We start from the raw sequence: 15,392 nt of genomic DNA on the forward strand, positions 1-15,392 counted from the left end.
CGGCCCGGGAACAATCGGGAATGCGTCTTTTTATTTATTGACCGACGGTCAGTCGATTATTAGAATACGATTTTCCATCCCCTTCACGGCCCTTCCGCATGCTTGCCTCCCGCCGCCGCGCCCTGGCGATCGCCGTCAACCTGGGCAGTTTCATCACCATCCTGGACATCAGCATCGTCAACGTCGCCCTGCCCACCATGCAGGCGGCGCTGCGCATCGACATGGCCGGCCTGCAATGGGTGGTGGACGCCTACGCGCTGTTCCTGTCGGCGTTCATGCTGTCGGCCGGGCCCCTGGGCGACCGCTATGGCCGCAAGCGTTCGTGGCTGGCGGGCGTCGTGCTGTTCACGATCGGCTCGGCGTTCTGCGGGCTGGCCGACAACCTGCCGCTGCTGCTGGCGGGCCGCGCGGTGCAGGGCGTGGCCGGCGCACTGCTGATACCGGGCGCGATGTCGCTGCTGACCCAGGCCTTTCCCGACCCCGCCGAGCGCGCCCGCGCCATCGGCCTGTGGGCGTCGTGCAATGCCATCTCGCTGATCGTCGGCCCGATGCTGGGCGGCCTGCTGGTGGCGCACTTCAGCTGGCAGAGCATCTTCCTGATCAACCTGCCGGTGGGGGCGCTGGCGATCGCGCTGGGCGCCTGGGGCATCCAGGAAAGCGCGCATCCCGAACATGCCGCCTTCGATCCGGTCGGGCAGGCCCTGAGCGTGGTCTGGCTGGGCGCGCTGACCTATGGCCTGATCACCGCCGGCGAGCACGGCTGGCAGGCGCCGGCCACTATCGCCGCGCTGGCCGTGGCCGCGATCGGGCTGGTCGCCTTCCTGTGGGTCGAGCACACCGTGGCGCGCCCCATCCTGCCGCTGGGCCTGTTCCGCGACGCCGGCTTCGCCAGCACCAACTTCGCCTCGTTCGTGATGGGATTCGGCGCCTACAGCAGCCTGTTCTTCTTCTCGCTCTACCTGCAGCACGTGCGCGGCCTGTCGCCGCTGGAGGCAGGCTGGCAGCTGGCGCCGCAATTCGTGGCCACCGGGATCGTGTCGACGGTGTTCGGCCGCCTGAATCCTCGCTTCGGCCTGCCGCGGCTGATGATCGCCGGCTACGGCATGGTCGGCGCGGCCATGCTGGGCATGATGAGTTTCGACGCGCACACGCCCTACGCGCTTTCCGGATCGTTGATGGTGCTGCTGGGCCTGGGCATGGGATTGGCGGTCCCGGCCACCAGCATGGCGGTGATGGCGACGGTGCCGCGCGAGCGCTCGGGCATGGCTTCGGCCACCATGAACGCGCTGCGCCAGACTGGCATGACCATCGGCATCGCGCTGCTGGGCGCGCTGATGAGCGGCCGCGCGGTCGACCACCTGGCCGCGGCGCTGACGCGGCTGGGCCAGGCGGATGCGCGGGCGGTGGCGCGCGTGGCGGTCACCCAGCACGTGCTGCCGGCGCAACCCGATGGCGTGGCGGCGTTGTTCGCCGACGCATTGGCCGACGGTTTCCATGCCGCCATGGCCGGCGCCGGCGTGGCCTCGCTGCTGGCGGCGCTGCTGCTGTTGTGGGTCACGCGCGGCGCGCGGCCGGTGCTGCGGGCCGCGTAGGCGACAGGCGCGCGCATCGTCGCGGCGACGCCGGACGCCGCCGCGCGAACCGCCGCCGCGTGGATACGACGACGCTGCGCGGGCCTCGCGGCGAGCGGCCGAAACCCGGGCGGGACGCGCAATTCCAAGGCGCGGAATTCCAGCGCCCGGAATCAAACAGCCGCGTTTTTAAGCAGGCGTAACAAGCGCGCCATCGCGGGTGCGCTCCGGTAATATCTCCGCCCAATAACAGGTTAACAACCAAGAGGAGACATGCCATGCAACACCGCAAGATCCTGTTCCGGCTGGCCCCGCTGGCGCTGGCCGCGCACCTGGCGTTCAGCGGCCCGGCCGCCGCGCAAAGCGCGCCCGGCACGCAGGGGCCGCTGGCGCCCGCGCCCGCCCCCGAACTGGCCACGCAGATCGACCAGCGCGCCAAGGCCATCGAAGACAAGCTCATCGCCTGGCGCCGCGACATCCACCAGCACCCCGAACTGGGCAACCAGGAAACGCGCACGTCCAAGCTGGTGGCCGACCATCTGCGCGCGCTCGGCATGGAAGTGAAGACCGGCGTGGCCGGCACCGGCGTGGTGGCGCTGCTCAAGGGCGGCAAGCCCGGCCCGGTGGTGGCGCTGCGCGCCGACATGGACGCGCTGCCGGTGAAGGAACAGGTGGACGTGCCGTTCGCCTCCAAGGCCAAGGGCACCTACCTGGGCAAGGAAGTGGACGTGATGCACGCCTGCGGCCATGACGCCCACACCGCCATCCTGATGGCCACCGCCGAAGTGCTTGCCGGCATGAAGGACCAATTGCCCGGCAGCGTCAAGTTCATCTTCCAGCCGGCCGAGGAAAGCCCGGCCGACTTCGAGCCGGACGGCAAGAAGATCTGGGGCGCCAAGATGATGGTGCAGGAAGGCGTGCTGGAAAATCCCAAGGTCGACGCGATCTTCGGCCTGCACGTGTCCAGCAGCTATCCGGTGGGCAAGCTGTCGTGGCGCAGCGGCCCGGCGATGGCCGCGGCCGACCAGTTCTGGATCGACGTGACCGGCAAGCAGACGCATGGCGCGCGGCCGTGGTCGGGCATCGACCCGATCGTGGTCAGTTCGCAGATCATCCTGGGCCTGCAGACCATTCCCAGCCGCCAGATCAACAGCATGCTGGAGCCGGCCGTCATCACCGTGGGCGCGATCCACGGCGGCAACCGCATGAACATCGTGCCGGACAGCGTCGCCATGACGGGCACCATCCGCACGTATGACGAAGGCATGAAGAAGGACATCCACCAGCGCATCGAACGCACCGCCACGCAGATCGCGCAAAGCGCCGGGGCCAAGGCCGACGTGCGCGTGGTGGAGCTGTACAACGCCACCGTCAACAACCCCGGCCTGACCGAGGAAATGGGCGCGACGCTGCGGCGCGTGGCGGGCGAAGGCAACTACGGCCTGCAGCCCAAGTCGACGGCGTCGGAGGACTTCTCGTTCTACCAGGAGAAGGTGCCGGGCATGTTCTTCTATCTGGGCGTCACGCCCAAGGACGTCAATCCCGAGACCGCCGCGCCCAACCATTCGCCGCGCTTCTACGTGGACGAGTCGGGGCTGATCAACGGCGTGCGGGCGCTGTCGAACCTGACGGTGGACTACATGGCCAAGGCCAAGAAAGGCAGCTGAGCACGTGCCGCCGGCGCGCAGCCGGTGGCGCACGCAGGCGGCGCGCGCAATGCGCGCCGCGCCCCGCGGTGGGCATAAGCAAACCGCCACAAAGTCTTTGTGGGACGCGGCGCGGTTTCCTACAGTACGGCCCTTTGCCACCAAAGCGCCGACCCGCCATGCCGATCTCCCGCCGCCGATTCCTGCTTGCCAGCACGCTGGCCCTGCCCCTGGCGCGGCCGCGCCGGGCGCGCGCCGCCAACTGGCCCGACCGGCCCATCCGCCTGGTGGTGACCTTTCCGCCGGGCGGCGCCAGCGATATCGCCGCGCGCGTCATCGCGCCCGCGCTGGGCGACCTGCTGGGCCAGTCCATCGTCATCGACAACCGACCTGGCGCCGGCTCCACCATCGGCGCGACGCAAGTGGCGCAGGCTGCCGCCGATGGCTACACCCTGCTGATGTCGAACTCGGCGCCGCTGTCGATCTCGCCCGCGCTCATGCCGCGGCACCAATACGATCCGCTGGCCAGCTTCCGCCACGTGGCCTATATCGGCGCGGTGCCAACGGCCTTCGTGGTGCATCCCTCGGTGCCGGTCGAGACCTTCGCGCAGTTGACCGAGTGGATCAAGGCGCAGCCCGCGCCGGTGCAGTACGGCAGCGGCGGCCTGGCCTCGGTAGGGCAGATCGTCGGTGAACTGTATGCGCGCCAGACCGGCGCGCGGCTCGAGCACATTCCCTACAAAGGCTCGGGCGCGATGCGCAACGACCTGCTGGGCGGACAGATCCGCATGGCGGTCGACGCCCTGCCGCAGAACCTGCCGTTCCTGCGCAACGGCCAACTGCGGCTGCTGGCGGTGACCACGCAGCAGCGCGTGCCGCAGGCGCCCGGGATTCCCGCGGTGGGAGAACTGGGCTATCCGGGCCTGGTGGCCGAGAATTTCGTCGGCCTGTCCGGTCCGGCGGGCCTGCCCGACGGCGTCAGCGAACGCCTGCACATGGCGCTGGCGCAAGTGCTGCAAACGCCGGAGATCCGCGCCAAGCTGGAGGGCCAGGGTTTCGTGCTGGCGCATAAATCGTCCAGCGAATTCACCGACTTCGTGCGGCGCCAGGCCGAGGACTGGGAGCCGGTGGTAAGGGCCACCGGAGCCAGCCTGTGAGCGCGCGCCGACTGCTGGTGCTGTTCGGCCAGCCGGGTCGCGGCGGCTTCAACGAGGCCGCTGTCGAGGGCGCCGCCCGCGCCGCGCGCGCGGGCCATGCGCTTGCGCTGGAGTGGATCGCCGCCAACGATCCCGCCGTGCGCGCCGAGCGCCTGGCGGCGCTGTGCGCCACGGCGCCTGACCTGGTCATCGTGCACGGCGGCCAGGGCGACGCGCCGGTGGCGCGGGTGGCGCCGCGCTTTCCGCGCATCCAGTTCGCCATCACCCAGGGCAGCCATCACGGCAGCAACGTCGCGTCGTACGAAATCCTGCAAGAGCACAGCGCTTTCCTGGCCGGCGTGCTGGCCGGCGCGCGCGGCGGCGCCGCGCACCTGTCGGGAGAGCGCGTGCGGCCCGGCCTGAAGGGCCGCGCCGCTTATGCCGATGGCGTGCGGCGCGTGCGCGGGCAGGATCCGCTGACGGGTTTCTGCGGCAATCAGCACGAACCCGCCCTGGCCGAGACCTGGACCGATGCGCTGGCCGCCGCGGGCGCCGGCGTGGTGTTCGCGATGATGGATGGAGGCCGCGAGGGCATCACGCGCGCCTGCCGCCGCCACCGCCTGTGGCAGATCGGCAATGTGCTCGACTGGGTGGCGCGCGATCCGGCCGTATACCTGGCGTCGGCACTGGCGGATTCGGGGTTGTGCGTGGAACGCGCCGCCGCCGATCACGCCGCCGGCGCGCTGCGGGTGGGCGGCGTCACGCGTTTCGGCCTGGAGACCGGCGCGGCGCTGCGGCTGGTGCTGGGCGCGCAGGTATCGGCGGAGGAACGGCGCCTGCTGGACGAGTGGTCGGCGCGGCTGGCGCGCGGCGAGATCGAGGTCGCGCACGATTACACCGGGCCCGAGTTCACGCCGCCGGGCGGATTGGCCTGAACCTGCCGGCCGGAGCGGCGGCCGCCACGCCGCGACGCGCTGGCGGGCTCAGCCCGCGGCGACCGGCCCGGTGGCCGCGAACGCCGCGTGATACGCCACTTCGCCGGCCGCCTGGCGCGTGAAAACCCGCGCCATGAAGTACTCCGGCGGCACGCCGGGATAGGTCAGCGCCGGCATCCGCGCAAAGCCGAAGCGCGTGTAGTACGCCGGCTCGCCCAGCACCACGCAGCCGGCCGCGCCGCGCGCTTCGAGCTCGGCCAGGCCCGCCTCGATCAACGCCGCGCCGATGCCACGGCCCTGCATGGCCGGCAGCACCGCCACCGGCCCCAACCCGTACCAGCCGGCCGCGCCGTCGCCGATGGCGACCGGCGAAAAGGCCGCGTGCCCCACCGCCATGCCCGCTTCATGCGCCACCAGCGACAGCGTCAACGCGCCGGCCGCGCGCAGGGCGTCGATGATGTAGCCCTCGGTATGCTGGCTGTGCGGGTGGTCGCGAAAGGCCTCCTGGGTCAAGGCGAAGATGGCCGCGATCTCGTCGGGGGTTTCAGCGGAAATCCGCATGGCCCTGCTCCTGGTGATGGTGGGACACGAAGGGCGAGTGTACGCCGCGCGGCCCGCGCCACCGGCATCCGATTGACGCCTGCCCGGGCCATCGCTACAGTGACCGCCGACCCTGGCCGGATCAGCTGCCGCCGGCCGGCTTCCAAGCTTGCGCGGCGCGCCGCGCCCCACCTTCCGGAAAACTCCATGAACAGCTACCGCGTCGGCATCGCCGGCTTCGGCGCCATCGGCCAGGCCGTGGCGCAATCCCTGGACGCCGGCCTGCCCGGCCTGACCCTGGCCGCCGTGGCGGTGCGCGATCCCAAGGCCGCGCCCGCGGTAGCCTGGCAGAACGCCACGCCGGTTTTCACCACCATCGGCGAACTGGCCGGGCATTGCGACGTGGTGGTCGAATGCGCTCCCGCCGCCGTGTTCCGCGAACTGGCCGAGCCGGTGCTCAAGGCCGGCAAGAAGCTGGTGGTGCTGAGTTCCGGCGCGCTGCTGCGCCACGACGACCTGATCGAACTGGCGCGGCGCCACCAGGGCCAGATCCTGGTGCCGTCCGGCGCCATCCTGGGACTGGACGCCATCACCGCCGCGGCCGAGGGCGAGATCCACTCGGTCACGATGATCACGCGCAAGCCGGTGCGCGGCCTGCTGGGCGCGCCCTACCTGACCGACAACAACATCGACATCGACGGCATCACCGAACCGCGCCTGATCTTCCGCGGCTCGCCGCGCGAAGCGGCGGTGGGTTTCCCGGCCAACCTGAACGTGGCCGTGAGCGTGTCGCTGGCCGGCATCGGCCCGGACCGCACCACGCTGGAGATCTGGGCCGACCCGTCGCTGGAACGCAACGTGCACCGCGTCGAAGTGGTGTCCGATTCCGCCTCGTTCTCGATGGAAATCCAGAACATCCCGTCGGCCAATCCCAAGACCGGCCGCATCACCGCGCAGAGCGTGATCGCGGCGCTGCGCAAGCTGACCGGTCCGCTGCGGGTGGGCACCTGACAGGCGCCGGGCGTATCTGCGGGACAGCGCACTAGGCCGCCGCACACGCCAACGCCGGCACGGGCCCCGCGGCCAGCGAGCCGGTGTTCCAGCCGCCTTTGCCATCCAGATCCAGCCGGTGGGTATGGAACGCATCGAGCGTGCTGCGATGGCCGACGCTGACCAGCATGGCGCCGGGCAGTTGCTCGCGCAGCAAGCCGTACAGCATGTGTTCCAGCCCTTCGTCGGTGGCCGAGGTGGCCTCGTCCAGGAACACGATGGCCGGCCGGTTGAACAGCACGCGGGCGAATGCCACGCGCTGCTGTTCGCCGATCGAGAGGATGCGCGACCAGTCGGCCTCGTGATCCAGCCGGCCGGCCAGGTGCCCCAGGTTCACCGCGCGCAGTGCCAACGCAAGGCGCGCATCGTCCCCCGGCCGCGCATGCCCGGGATAGGCCACGGCATCGCGCAGCTTGCCCAGCGGCAGATAGGGACGCTGCGACAGGAACAGCGCCGCCGCGCCCTGCGGCCGCCGCACCGTTCCGCGCGCATGGGGCCACAGGCCCGCCAGGGCGCGCAGCAAGGTGGTCTTGCCGCTGCCGGACGGCCCCTTGATCAGCAGCGCCTGCCCCGGACGCAGCGAAAGATCCAGGCTCCGCAGCAACGCCCGGCCATCGGGACGCGACACGTCCAGTCCGGTGATCTGCAGCGCGTCCGGCAGCGGCTGCGCCTCGATCGCCGGCAGCGCGCGCGCCGCCGCGTTGGCATCGAGGAAGCCGGCCAGGCGGTTGAGGGTGGCGCGGTACTGCGCGAACGCGTCGTACGAGGTGCGAAAGAACGACAGCGAATCCTGCACCTGGCCGAACGCCTGCGAGGTCTGCATCACGTCGCCCAGCTTGATCGCGCCGCTGAAAAAGCGCTGCGCCTGCAGCAGGAACGGAAACACCACCGCCACCTGGCTCACGACCAGGTTGAAGCCGTCGAACTTCAAACCCCGGTACACACGCGCCCACAGGTTGGCGATGTAGGCCGAAAAGCGCGTCCAGAGCGCGGCGCGCTCGACCGCCTCGCCCTGGTAGAAGGCCACGTTCTCGGCGTTCTCGCGCAGTCGCAGCAGCGCGTAGCGGAAGTTGGCGGTCAGCCGTTCGGACAGGAAGTTCAGGCGGATCAGCGGCCGGCCGATGCGAAAGGCGAACAGCGTGGCCACGATGACGTACAGGTACACCATGAACACCATGGCGCGCGGGATCTCCACCCCCGCCACGTCCAGCGCGCCGGACAGGTTCCACAGGATCGCGGTGAACGCCACCAGCGACACCACGGCGCTGAGGGCGCCGATCGCCAGCGTGCGCGAGCCGGTCACGAACGCCGCGATGTCCTGCTCGATGCGCTGGTCGGGGTTGTCCACCGGTTCTTCGATGAAATGGCCGCGATAGTAGGCGCGCGCGTCCAGCCAATCGCCCGTCAGCCGATCGTTGAGCCAGACGCGCCAATGGATGTCGAAGGCCTGGCCGGCGTAGCTGTCGATCAGCGCGCGCACCACGTGCACCGTGGCCAGGATCGAGAAAATGCCCAGCAAGCGCCAGAACGCGCTCGGGTCGAGCGCCTGCAATGCGCTGTAGAAGCCGTTGTACCAGAACGAGAACAGCACGGTCATGCGGACCGAGAACATCGCCAGGAACAGCAGCGCGGCCAGCGTCAGCAGCGGCCGCCAGCTGCGCCGCGGCGTCAGGTAGGGCCAGGCCAGGCGCCAGAACTTGCGTCCCCAATCGGTCCAGCGCGACAGCGCCCACGCGACCAGCGCCAGCGCGATGGCGCTGATGCCGAATGCGCGCGCCATCCACCACGCGCTTTCCCACAACTGTTGCTGCCAGTCCAGGTCCATGAATCATCCCGTCGAAGCCGTTTCTGTTTAGAGCGGCGGGGATGTCGCAGTTCCGGCGAAAATGCCGTCTTAAGCGTGGCTTAAGCGTTCTTCGGACGAATTGAAAGGCATTCTCCGGGCGGATTGAAAGCTCAGTCTGAAATCTCAGTCGCCGCCCAGGTCGAGGTTGGCGAACAGGTCAGCCAGCGTCGGCACCGAACGGGCCGGCCAGATGGCGCTCAGGTCGAAGCTGGGCAGGCGTTCGCCGTCGCGCACCTCGCAAAAGCGCACGCCGCGGAAATCCATGGAACGGATCCAGCTGGGCAGCAGCGCCACGCCGCAGCCGCCCGCCACGCAGGCCAGCACGGTCAGCGTGCGGTTGGCCTCCTGCGCCACCTGGGCGTCATGGCCGCCCTTGCGCATGGCATCGAGGATGTCGGCGTAGAACGCCGGCAGCTGCGACTGCGGATACATCACCAGGCCGGCCTGGGCGATCTGCGCCATCGACACCTGGCCGTCGGCGGCGACGTCGAACTCGTCCGGCACCGCCGCCACCAGCCGGTCGCGCAGCAGCTGGCGTTCGCGCATGCGGCCGCCCACCGCCACCGGCGTGTGCATCAGGCCGATATCGATCTCGCCGGTCTGCAGGGCCTCGGCCTGCTCGGCGTTGCTCATCTCGCGCAGGATCACGCGCACGCCGGGCGCCTGCCGCCGCATCTCGCGCAACGCCCGCGGCAAGGTGTTGAACAGCGCCGACGACACCAGCCCCACCGTCAGCTGACCGGCGCTGCCGCGGCCGATCTCCCGGGCGCGCCGCGCGGCGGCATCGATGCGGGCGATGCTGGCGCGCACGTCCTCCAGGATGGCCAGGGCCGCCGGCGTCGGCGTGGAACCCTGGCGCGAGCGTTCGAACAGGCGCACGCCCAGGTCCTTTTCCATGCGGCCCAGGGCCTGGCTCAGGGCGGGCTGGGCGATGCCCAGCCATTCCGAGGCGCGGCTCACGCTGCCGTGGTCGACCACGGCCAGGAAATAGCGCAGGTGCCGGGTTTCCATATCAATCCAATATGAATAAAGCAGTTTTACAGAATAGAAAACTATACCTTGTCTGCCTAGAATCCCGCTTACAGAACCTTACAGATGTGCACCCCCTTGGGGCATGCACCGCAAATCGCAGGAGACAGCCTTGCCCCTACCGGCCACCGCCGCCGTCGACACCCACGCCCACGTCTTCCACCAGGGACTGGCCCTGGCGGACACGCGCCGCCACACGCCCGACTACGACGCCACGCTGGCCCAGTACCTGGAGCTGCTGGACGGGCATGGGTTGTCGCATGGAGTGCTGGTGCAGCCCAGCTTCCTGGGCACCGACAACAGCCATCTGCTCCAGGCGTTGCGCGCCGCGCCGGCGCGGCTGCGTGGCGTGGCGGTGGTGGACCCCGCCATCGACGACCCCGGGCTGCAGGCCCTGGCCGCGGCCGGCGTGGTCGGCATCCGCCTGAACCTGATCGGCCTGGACCTGCCCGACCTGGCGGCGCCCGCCTGGCGCCACCTGCTCGAGCGCGTCAACGCGCTCGGCTGGCACGTCGAGATCCACGTGCAGGCCGCGCGCCTGGCCGATATCATGCCGGCCTTGCTGCAGGCAGAATGCCGCGTGGTGGTCGACCATTTCGGCCGCCCCGATCCGGCGCAAGGCATCGCCGACCCCGGCTTCCAGTACCTGCTGCGGCAAGCCGGCAGCGGCCGCGTCTGGGTCAAGCTGTCGGCCCCCTACCGCAACTGGACCGGCCCCGCCTGTGCCACGTCGGGCCGCGAGGCCGCGCGGCAACTGCTGGACGCCTACACGCCGGCCCACCTGATGTGGGGCAGCGACTGGCCCCATACCGAGCATCGCCACCTGGCGTCGTATGCCGCTGCCACGCAGTGGCTGGACGACTGGATCGATGACCCCGCGCAACGGCGCGCCGTACTCGCCGACACGCCGTTGCGGCTGTTCCAATTCCAAGGAGAATTCCAATGACCCCTCTGTTCAAACGCCTCGCGCGCCGCGCCAGCCTGCTGGCCGCCGCCGGCCTGTTGGCCAGCGCCGCCGGCGCGGCCTCCGCCGCCTATCCCGAGCGCGCCGTCACGCTGGTCGTGACCTACCCGCCAGGCGGCACGGTGGACGTGGTGGCCCGCCTGCTGGGCCCCAAGCTGGCGGCCGAACTGGGCCAGCCGGTGGTCATTGAAAACCGTGGCGGCGCCGGCGGCATGATCGGCGGGGCGGTGGTCGCCAAGGCCCAGCCCGACGGCTACACGCTGATGCTGGACGCCTCCAACCACGCGCAGAACCCGGCCCTGCACCCCAAGATGCAGTTCGACACCCTGACCGCCTTCGCGCCGGTGTCGCTGCTGTTGCGCGTGCCCAACGTGCTGGTGGTGACGCCGTCGTACGAAGTGAAGACGGTGGCCGACCTGATCCGCCTGGGCCAGCCCGGCGGCAAGGAACAGGTCTACTTCGCCTCGGCCGGCCCCGGCTCGGCCCAGCACCTGGCCGGCGAACTGTTCAACCTGCTGGCCAAGACCCAGCTGCAGCACGTCGCCTACAAGGGCGGCGGCCCGGCCATGATCGACGTGATGTCGGGCCAGGTGCCGGTGATGTTCGCGAGCATGGGCTCGGCCTGGCAGCACGTGAAGAACGGCAAGCTGCGCGCGGTGGCCGTCGGCGGCGCGCAACGCTCCAAGGCCGCGCCGGACCTGCCCACCATCGCCGAATCCGGCGTGCCCGGCTATGAAACCTACGAATGGAACGCGGTGTTCGCGCCCGCCGGCACGCCGCCGGAAATCGTCAACAAAGTGTCGCAGGCGCTGGCCAAGGTGCTGAAGGACCCGCAGATCGCCGAACAGCTCGAAGGCATCGGCGCCGAGCCGATCGGCTCCACGCCGGCCGAGCTGGACACCTTCCGCCGCGCCGAGATCGACAAGTGGCAGCGCGTGGTCAAGGAAGCCGGCCTGAAGCTGGATTGAGGATTGAGTACTGGCGGGCGCCCTGCGCCCGCATACCGGTTTGCCGGTCTTGGGCGCCCTTCGGGGCGCCGTTTTTTTTGCTTTTACGCCGACTCGCCGATGCGATAAAACAGCACATTGATCGTGCTCAGGGAAATCCGGAACGTGATGAACCAGGCAAGCGACGACTCATCCCCCTCCCCCGACGCGGCGGCGCGCCTGGCGGCCGGCGTCGACGGCTCCACGCTCGATGCCCTGGCCGACGGTTTCCTGTCGCTGGACCGCGACTGGCGCGTCGCTTATCTCAATCCGGGCGCCGAACGGCTGCTGCGGCGCAGCAGGCAGGACCTGGTGGGCCACGGCCTGTGGGACAGCTGTCCGGACCTGGTCGGCACCGGCTATTACGATGCCTGTCGCGCGGCCGCGCAGACCGGCCGCCCCGCTCATCACACCGGCTATTACGCGCCCCTGGCCACCTGGTTCGAAGCGCGCGCCTTTCCCCATGAAGGCGGCCTGGCGATCCTGTTGCGCGACGTCTCGCGCGAACGCGAAGAGACCGCGCAGCTCAAGTACCAGGCCACCCACGATTACCTCACCGGCCTGCCCAACCGGCGCCAGTGCATGGAGACGCTGTCGGCGGCGATTGCCGAGGCCGAACCCGCGCTGGCCGCGCGGGGCGCCACGCTGGCCGTGCTGTTCCTGGACCTGGACCGCTTCAAGGAAGTCAATGACGCCTTCGGCCACGCCGAGGGCGACCTGCTGCTGTGCGACGTGGCGGATCGCCTGCGCAAATTCCTGACGCCGTCGATCTTCTGCGCCCGCGTTGGCGGCGACGAATTCCTGCTGGTGCTGCGCGACACCAACGAACGCGCGGCCGAAGCCCTGGCCAATTCAATCCTGAATTCCCTGTCGCGTCCCAGCGATGTGCACGGACGCTCGCTGTCGCTGGGCGCCAGCATCGGCATCGCGCTGCTGAACTCGCCCGGCGAGTCCGCCGAAACGCTGTTGAACTACGCCGACGCCGCGATGTATGCCGCCAAGTCGGCCGGCCGCTTCCAGGTGCGCGCCTATCACCGCGAGCTGATGCAGGGCCTGGGCGCGCGCCTGTCGCTGCGTGGCGACATCCAGGGCGCACTGACCAACAACCAGTTCGAACTGCACTTCCAGCCGCAGGTCAGCATGCACGACGGTTCGCTGTGCGGCGCCGAGGCGTTGCTGCGCTGGCGCCACCCGACCCGCGGCCTGCTCGGGCCAGCGGCATTCCTGGATGTGATCCTGGATTCACCGCTGGAATCGGCGCTGACCGAATGGGTGGCCAACGCCACCTGCCTGCACATCAGCGAATGGCTGGCCGAAGGCCTGCCGGTGCCGCGCATCTCGTTCAACCTGTCGGCGCGCCAGCTGGTCGCGCCCGACCTGCCCAAGACCATCGTGCGCCTGGCGACGGTGCATGGCGTGCCGCCGACGCTGCTGGACGTGGAAGTCACCGAGAACTCGCTGATGAGCGACGTGGAGAAAGCCTCCGGCATTCTGGCGGCGCTGCGCGAGGCCGGCATTTCGGCGTCGCTGGACGATTTCGGGTCGGGCTATTCGAGCCTGGCCTACCTGGTGCGGCTGCCGATCGACACGCTCAAGATCGACCAGTCGTTCGTGTGGGCGCTGGGCAAGGTGCCGACCGCCACGGCCGTGATCCGCGGCGTGGTGCGACTGGCCCATTCGCTGGGCATGCGCACGCTGGCCGAAGGCGTGGAGACCGAGGCGCAGCGCCAGATGCTGATCGAGGAAGGCTGCGATGCGATGCAGGGCTTTCTCTTCAGCCGCGCCCTGCCCGCCAGCGCCTTCGCCGCGCTGCTGCGCGAGGGACCGTGACGCCAGCCGCTATCATGTGCGCTTGATGGCGCAATTTCGCGATGACGACGATGGACAAGATACGGATCGACAAATGGCTGTGGGCGGCGCGGTTCTACAAGACGCGCAGCCTGGCGGTGGACGAGATCGGCAAGGGCCGCGTGCAGGTCAACGGCCAGCCGGCCAAGCCGGCGCGCGAGGTCGGCGCCGGCGACGTGGTCAGCATCCGCAAGGAAGATCCCGCGGTGCACGTGCGGGTGGTGGCGGTCAGCGGCGTGCGCGGCCCGGCGCCGGCGGCGCGCCAGCTGTACGAGGAAACCCCCGAGAGCGTGGCCGCGCGCGAACGCGCGGCCGAGATGCGGCGCCTGGCGCCCGAGCCGGCGCTGGACATCGCGGCGGGGCGGCCGACCAAGCGCGACAGGCGCCTGATCGACCAGATGCGCGGCAAGTAGGCCGCGCCCGCATGCGGCGCGGCTACAGCGCCCGCCCCACGATCAATGGATCCAGCGCCAGTTCCGGCGCGCCGCTCTTGCCTTCGTACGGCAAGCGGGTCAGCACGTAGCGCATGGCGTTCAGGCGCGCGCGCTTCTTGCAGTCGGACTTGACCACGATCCACGGCGCATCGGCGGTGTCGGTGTGCGCGAACATGGCTTCCTTGGCGCGGGTGTAGTCGTCCCACTTGTCGAGCGACGCCAGGTCCACCGGGCTGAGTTTCCACTGCTTGAGCGGATGCACCTTGCGCTGCAGGAAACGGCGGCGTTGCTCCTCCTGGCTGACCGAGAACCAGAACTTGATCAGGTGGATGCCGCTGGTGACCAGGTGCCGTTCGAAGTCGGGCACCTGGTGCAGGAATTGCAGGTATTCCTCTTCCGAGCAAAAACCCATCACGCGCTCGACGCCGGCGCGGTTGTACCAGGAGCGGTCGAACATGACGATCTCGCCGGCGGTCGGCAGGTGCTGCACGTAGCGCTGGAAGTACCACTGGCCGCGCTCGGTATCGGACGGTTTTTCCAGCGCCACCACGCGCGCGCCGCGCGGATTGAGATGTTCCATCATGCGCTTGATGGTGCCGCCCTTGCCTGCCGCGTCGCGGCCCTCGAACAGAATCACCACGCGCTGGCCGGTGGCCTTGACCCAGGCCTGCAATTTCAGCAGCTCGACCTGCAGGGCGTACTTCTGCTTTTCGTAATTGCGCCGCAGCATGCGGTGACGATAGGGATAGATGCCTTCGCGCCAGTCGGTGGCCAGTTCCTCGTCGGGATTGCGCCGGGCGGCCGGGGCCTGGGTGTTGGCCTGCAGCAGCGCGCGATGCACCGCCACGGCATCGTCCGGCGACAGTTCCTCGATGACCGCCCGCAGCGCTTCGTGGGCTTCGCCGGACTGCCCCACCTGGTAGCGGCGGGCGATGTCCGCCAACACCGCGGTGGTTTCCTGGCGCGCCGCGACTTCGCGCGCGCTGACACGCTTGCGCGCCCGCAGCGCGGGCTCCAGGGCAGGCAAGGCGGGCGGCTGCGGCGAGGACGGCCTGGCGGTGGAGCGTTTGGAGGCAGGCGGTTTGGCGGTGGACCGTTCGGCGGCGGCTTGCCTGGAAGTGGCTTGCCTGGAGGTGGCTTGCCTGGCGGCCGGCTTGGCAGCCGTGCGCGCGCGCCGCGGCGCGGCGGTGCGCTTGGCGGCGCGGGGGTCGTCCTTGCCGGTTTCGGGAGGTTCGGAGGCTGGCGCGATCTTGTCCGTCATCAATACAGTCCTTGCTATGCGTGTCGAGCGATCCGACGCGGCCGGCCGGTCGCCGGCGAGCCGTCAGGAAAAAACATCTACCCTACCCCGCGCGGTGGGGCGCGGAGTTGATGTGAATCAATGCTTGTAACATTCTTGCAGCATTC

Annotated in this window: 13 protein-coding genes; 9 read left to right on the plus strand and 4 right to left on the minus strand. The window is 69.7% G+C overall.

Translation table 11 applies throughout. The features are described 5' to 3' along the window. The first annotated feature begins 98 nt into the window (after nucleotides 1-98). The 4 genes from AT699_RS19965 (at nucleotide 99) to AT699_RS19980 (ending at nucleotide 5,288) form a co-directional block, all read left to right on the plus strand. Nucleotides 99-1,592, plus strand: a complete 1,494-nt coding sequence (locus tag AT699_RS19965) for an MFS transporter (RefSeq protein ID WP_024069601.1) — start codon at nucleotides 99-101, stop codon at nucleotides 1,590-1,592. A gap of 257 nt (nucleotides 1,593-1,849) precedes the next feature. Then, nucleotides 1,850-3,238 (plus strand): amidohydrolase, encoded by a 1,389-nt coding sequence (locus AT699_RS19970; RefSeq protein ID WP_024069603.1) that lies wholly within the window; start codon nucleotides 1,850-1,852, stop codon nucleotides 3,236-3,238. A gap of 158 nt (nucleotides 3,239-3,396) precedes the next feature. Beyond that, nucleotides 3,397-4,374 (plus strand): Bug family tripartite tricarboxylate transporter substrate binding protein, encoded by a 978-nt coding sequence (locus tag AT699_RS19975; protein WP_024069604.1) that lies wholly within the window; start codon nucleotides 3,397-3,399, stop codon nucleotides 4,372-4,374. Further along, nucleotides 4,371-5,288, plus strand: a complete 918-nt coding sequence (locus AT699_RS19980) for a BMP family lipoprotein (RefSeq protein ID WP_024069605.1) — start codon at nucleotides 4,371-4,373, stop codon at nucleotides 5,286-5,288. Before AT699_RS19975 ends, AT699_RS19980 begins: the two co-directional genes overlap by 4 nt. A 48-nt stretch (nucleotides 5,289-5,336) precedes the next feature. On the opposite strand, the gene AT699_RS19985 is transcribed toward AT699_RS19980, so the two are convergent. Then, nucleotides 5,337-5,849 carry a GNAT family N-acetyltransferase gene (locus AT699_RS19985; RefSeq protein ID WP_024069606.1) on the minus strand — a complete coding sequence of 171 codons (513 nt, stop codon included), beginning with the start codon at nucleotides 5,847-5,849 and terminating at the stop codon, nucleotides 5,337-5,339. Nucleotides 5,850-6,035: 186 nt separating this feature from the next. On the opposite strand from AT699_RS19985, the gene AT699_RS19990 reads away from it, so the two are divergent. Next, a complete protein-coding gene (locus tag AT699_RS19990) occupies nucleotides 6,036-6,839 on the plus strand; it encodes an aspartate dehydrogenase (RefSeq protein WP_024069607.1) in 804 nt (267 codons plus the stop codon). Between the two features lie 31 nt (nucleotides 6,840-6,870). Here the strand turns inward: AT699_RS19990 and AT699_RS19995 are convergent, their stop codons facing one another. Both AT699_RS19995 and AT699_RS20000 read right to left on the minus strand, forming a co-directional pair. Beyond that, entirely contained in the window at nucleotides 6,871-8,703 is a 1,833-nt protein-coding gene (locus AT699_RS19995; protein WP_024069608.1) for an ABC transporter ATP-binding protein/permease, read from the minus strand. A 144-nt stretch (nucleotides 8,704-8,847) separates the two neighbouring features. Further along, complete coding sequence (locus AT699_RS20000) at nucleotides 8,848-9,735, minus strand: LysR family transcriptional regulator (protein ID WP_020928548.1); 888 nt, start codon at nucleotides 9,733-9,735, stop codon at nucleotides 8,848-8,850. 103 nt (nucleotides 9,736-9,838) lie between these two features. On the opposite strand from AT699_RS20000, the gene AT699_RS20005 reads away from it, so the two are divergent. From AT699_RS20005 to AT699_RS20020, 4 genes are all read left to right on the plus strand, one after another. Next, the gene (locus tag AT699_RS20005; RefSeq protein ID WP_058207435.1) at nucleotides 9,839-10,699 is read left to right on the plus strand and encodes an amidohydrolase family protein; all 861 of its coding nucleotides are present in this window, start codon (nucleotides 9,839-9,841) and stop codon (nucleotides 10,697-10,699) included. Further along, complete coding sequence (locus tag AT699_RS20010) at nucleotides 10,696-11,685, plus strand: tripartite tricarboxylate transporter substrate binding protein (RefSeq protein ID WP_006384856.1); 990 nt, start codon at nucleotides 10,696-10,698, stop codon at nucleotides 11,683-11,685. The genes AT699_RS20005 and AT699_RS20010 overlap by 4 nt, the downstream gene beginning before the upstream one ends. A gap of 147 nt (nucleotides 11,686-11,832) precedes the next feature. Beyond that, complete coding sequence (locus AT699_RS20015; protein ID WP_232254210.1) at nucleotides 11,833-13,533, plus strand: putative bifunctional diguanylate cyclase/phosphodiesterase; 1,701 nt, start codon at nucleotides 11,833-11,835, stop codon at nucleotides 13,531-13,533. A 50-nt stretch (nucleotides 13,534-13,583) separates the two neighbouring features. After that, complete coding sequence (locus tag AT699_RS20020; protein WP_049055401.1) at nucleotides 13,584-13,964, plus strand: RNA-binding S4 domain-containing protein; 381 nt, start codon at nucleotides 13,584-13,586, stop codon at nucleotides 13,962-13,964. 22 nt (nucleotides 13,965-13,986) lie between these two features. On the opposite strand, the gene ppk2 is transcribed toward AT699_RS20020, so the two are convergent. Continuing rightward, nucleotides 13,987-15,246, minus strand: coding sequence for a polyphosphate kinase 2 (ppk2, locus tag AT699_RS20025; RefSeq protein WP_024069612.1), 1,260 nt, complete (start codon nucleotides 15,244-15,246; stop codon nucleotides 13,987-13,989). Nucleotides 15,247-15,392 lie beyond the last annotated feature (146 nt).

It is taken from the genome of Achromobacter xylosoxidans, assembly GCF_001457475.1.
GTDB lineage: Bacteria > Pseudomonadota > Gammaproteobacteria > Burkholderiales > Burkholderiaceae_B > Achromobacter > Achromobacter xylosoxidans.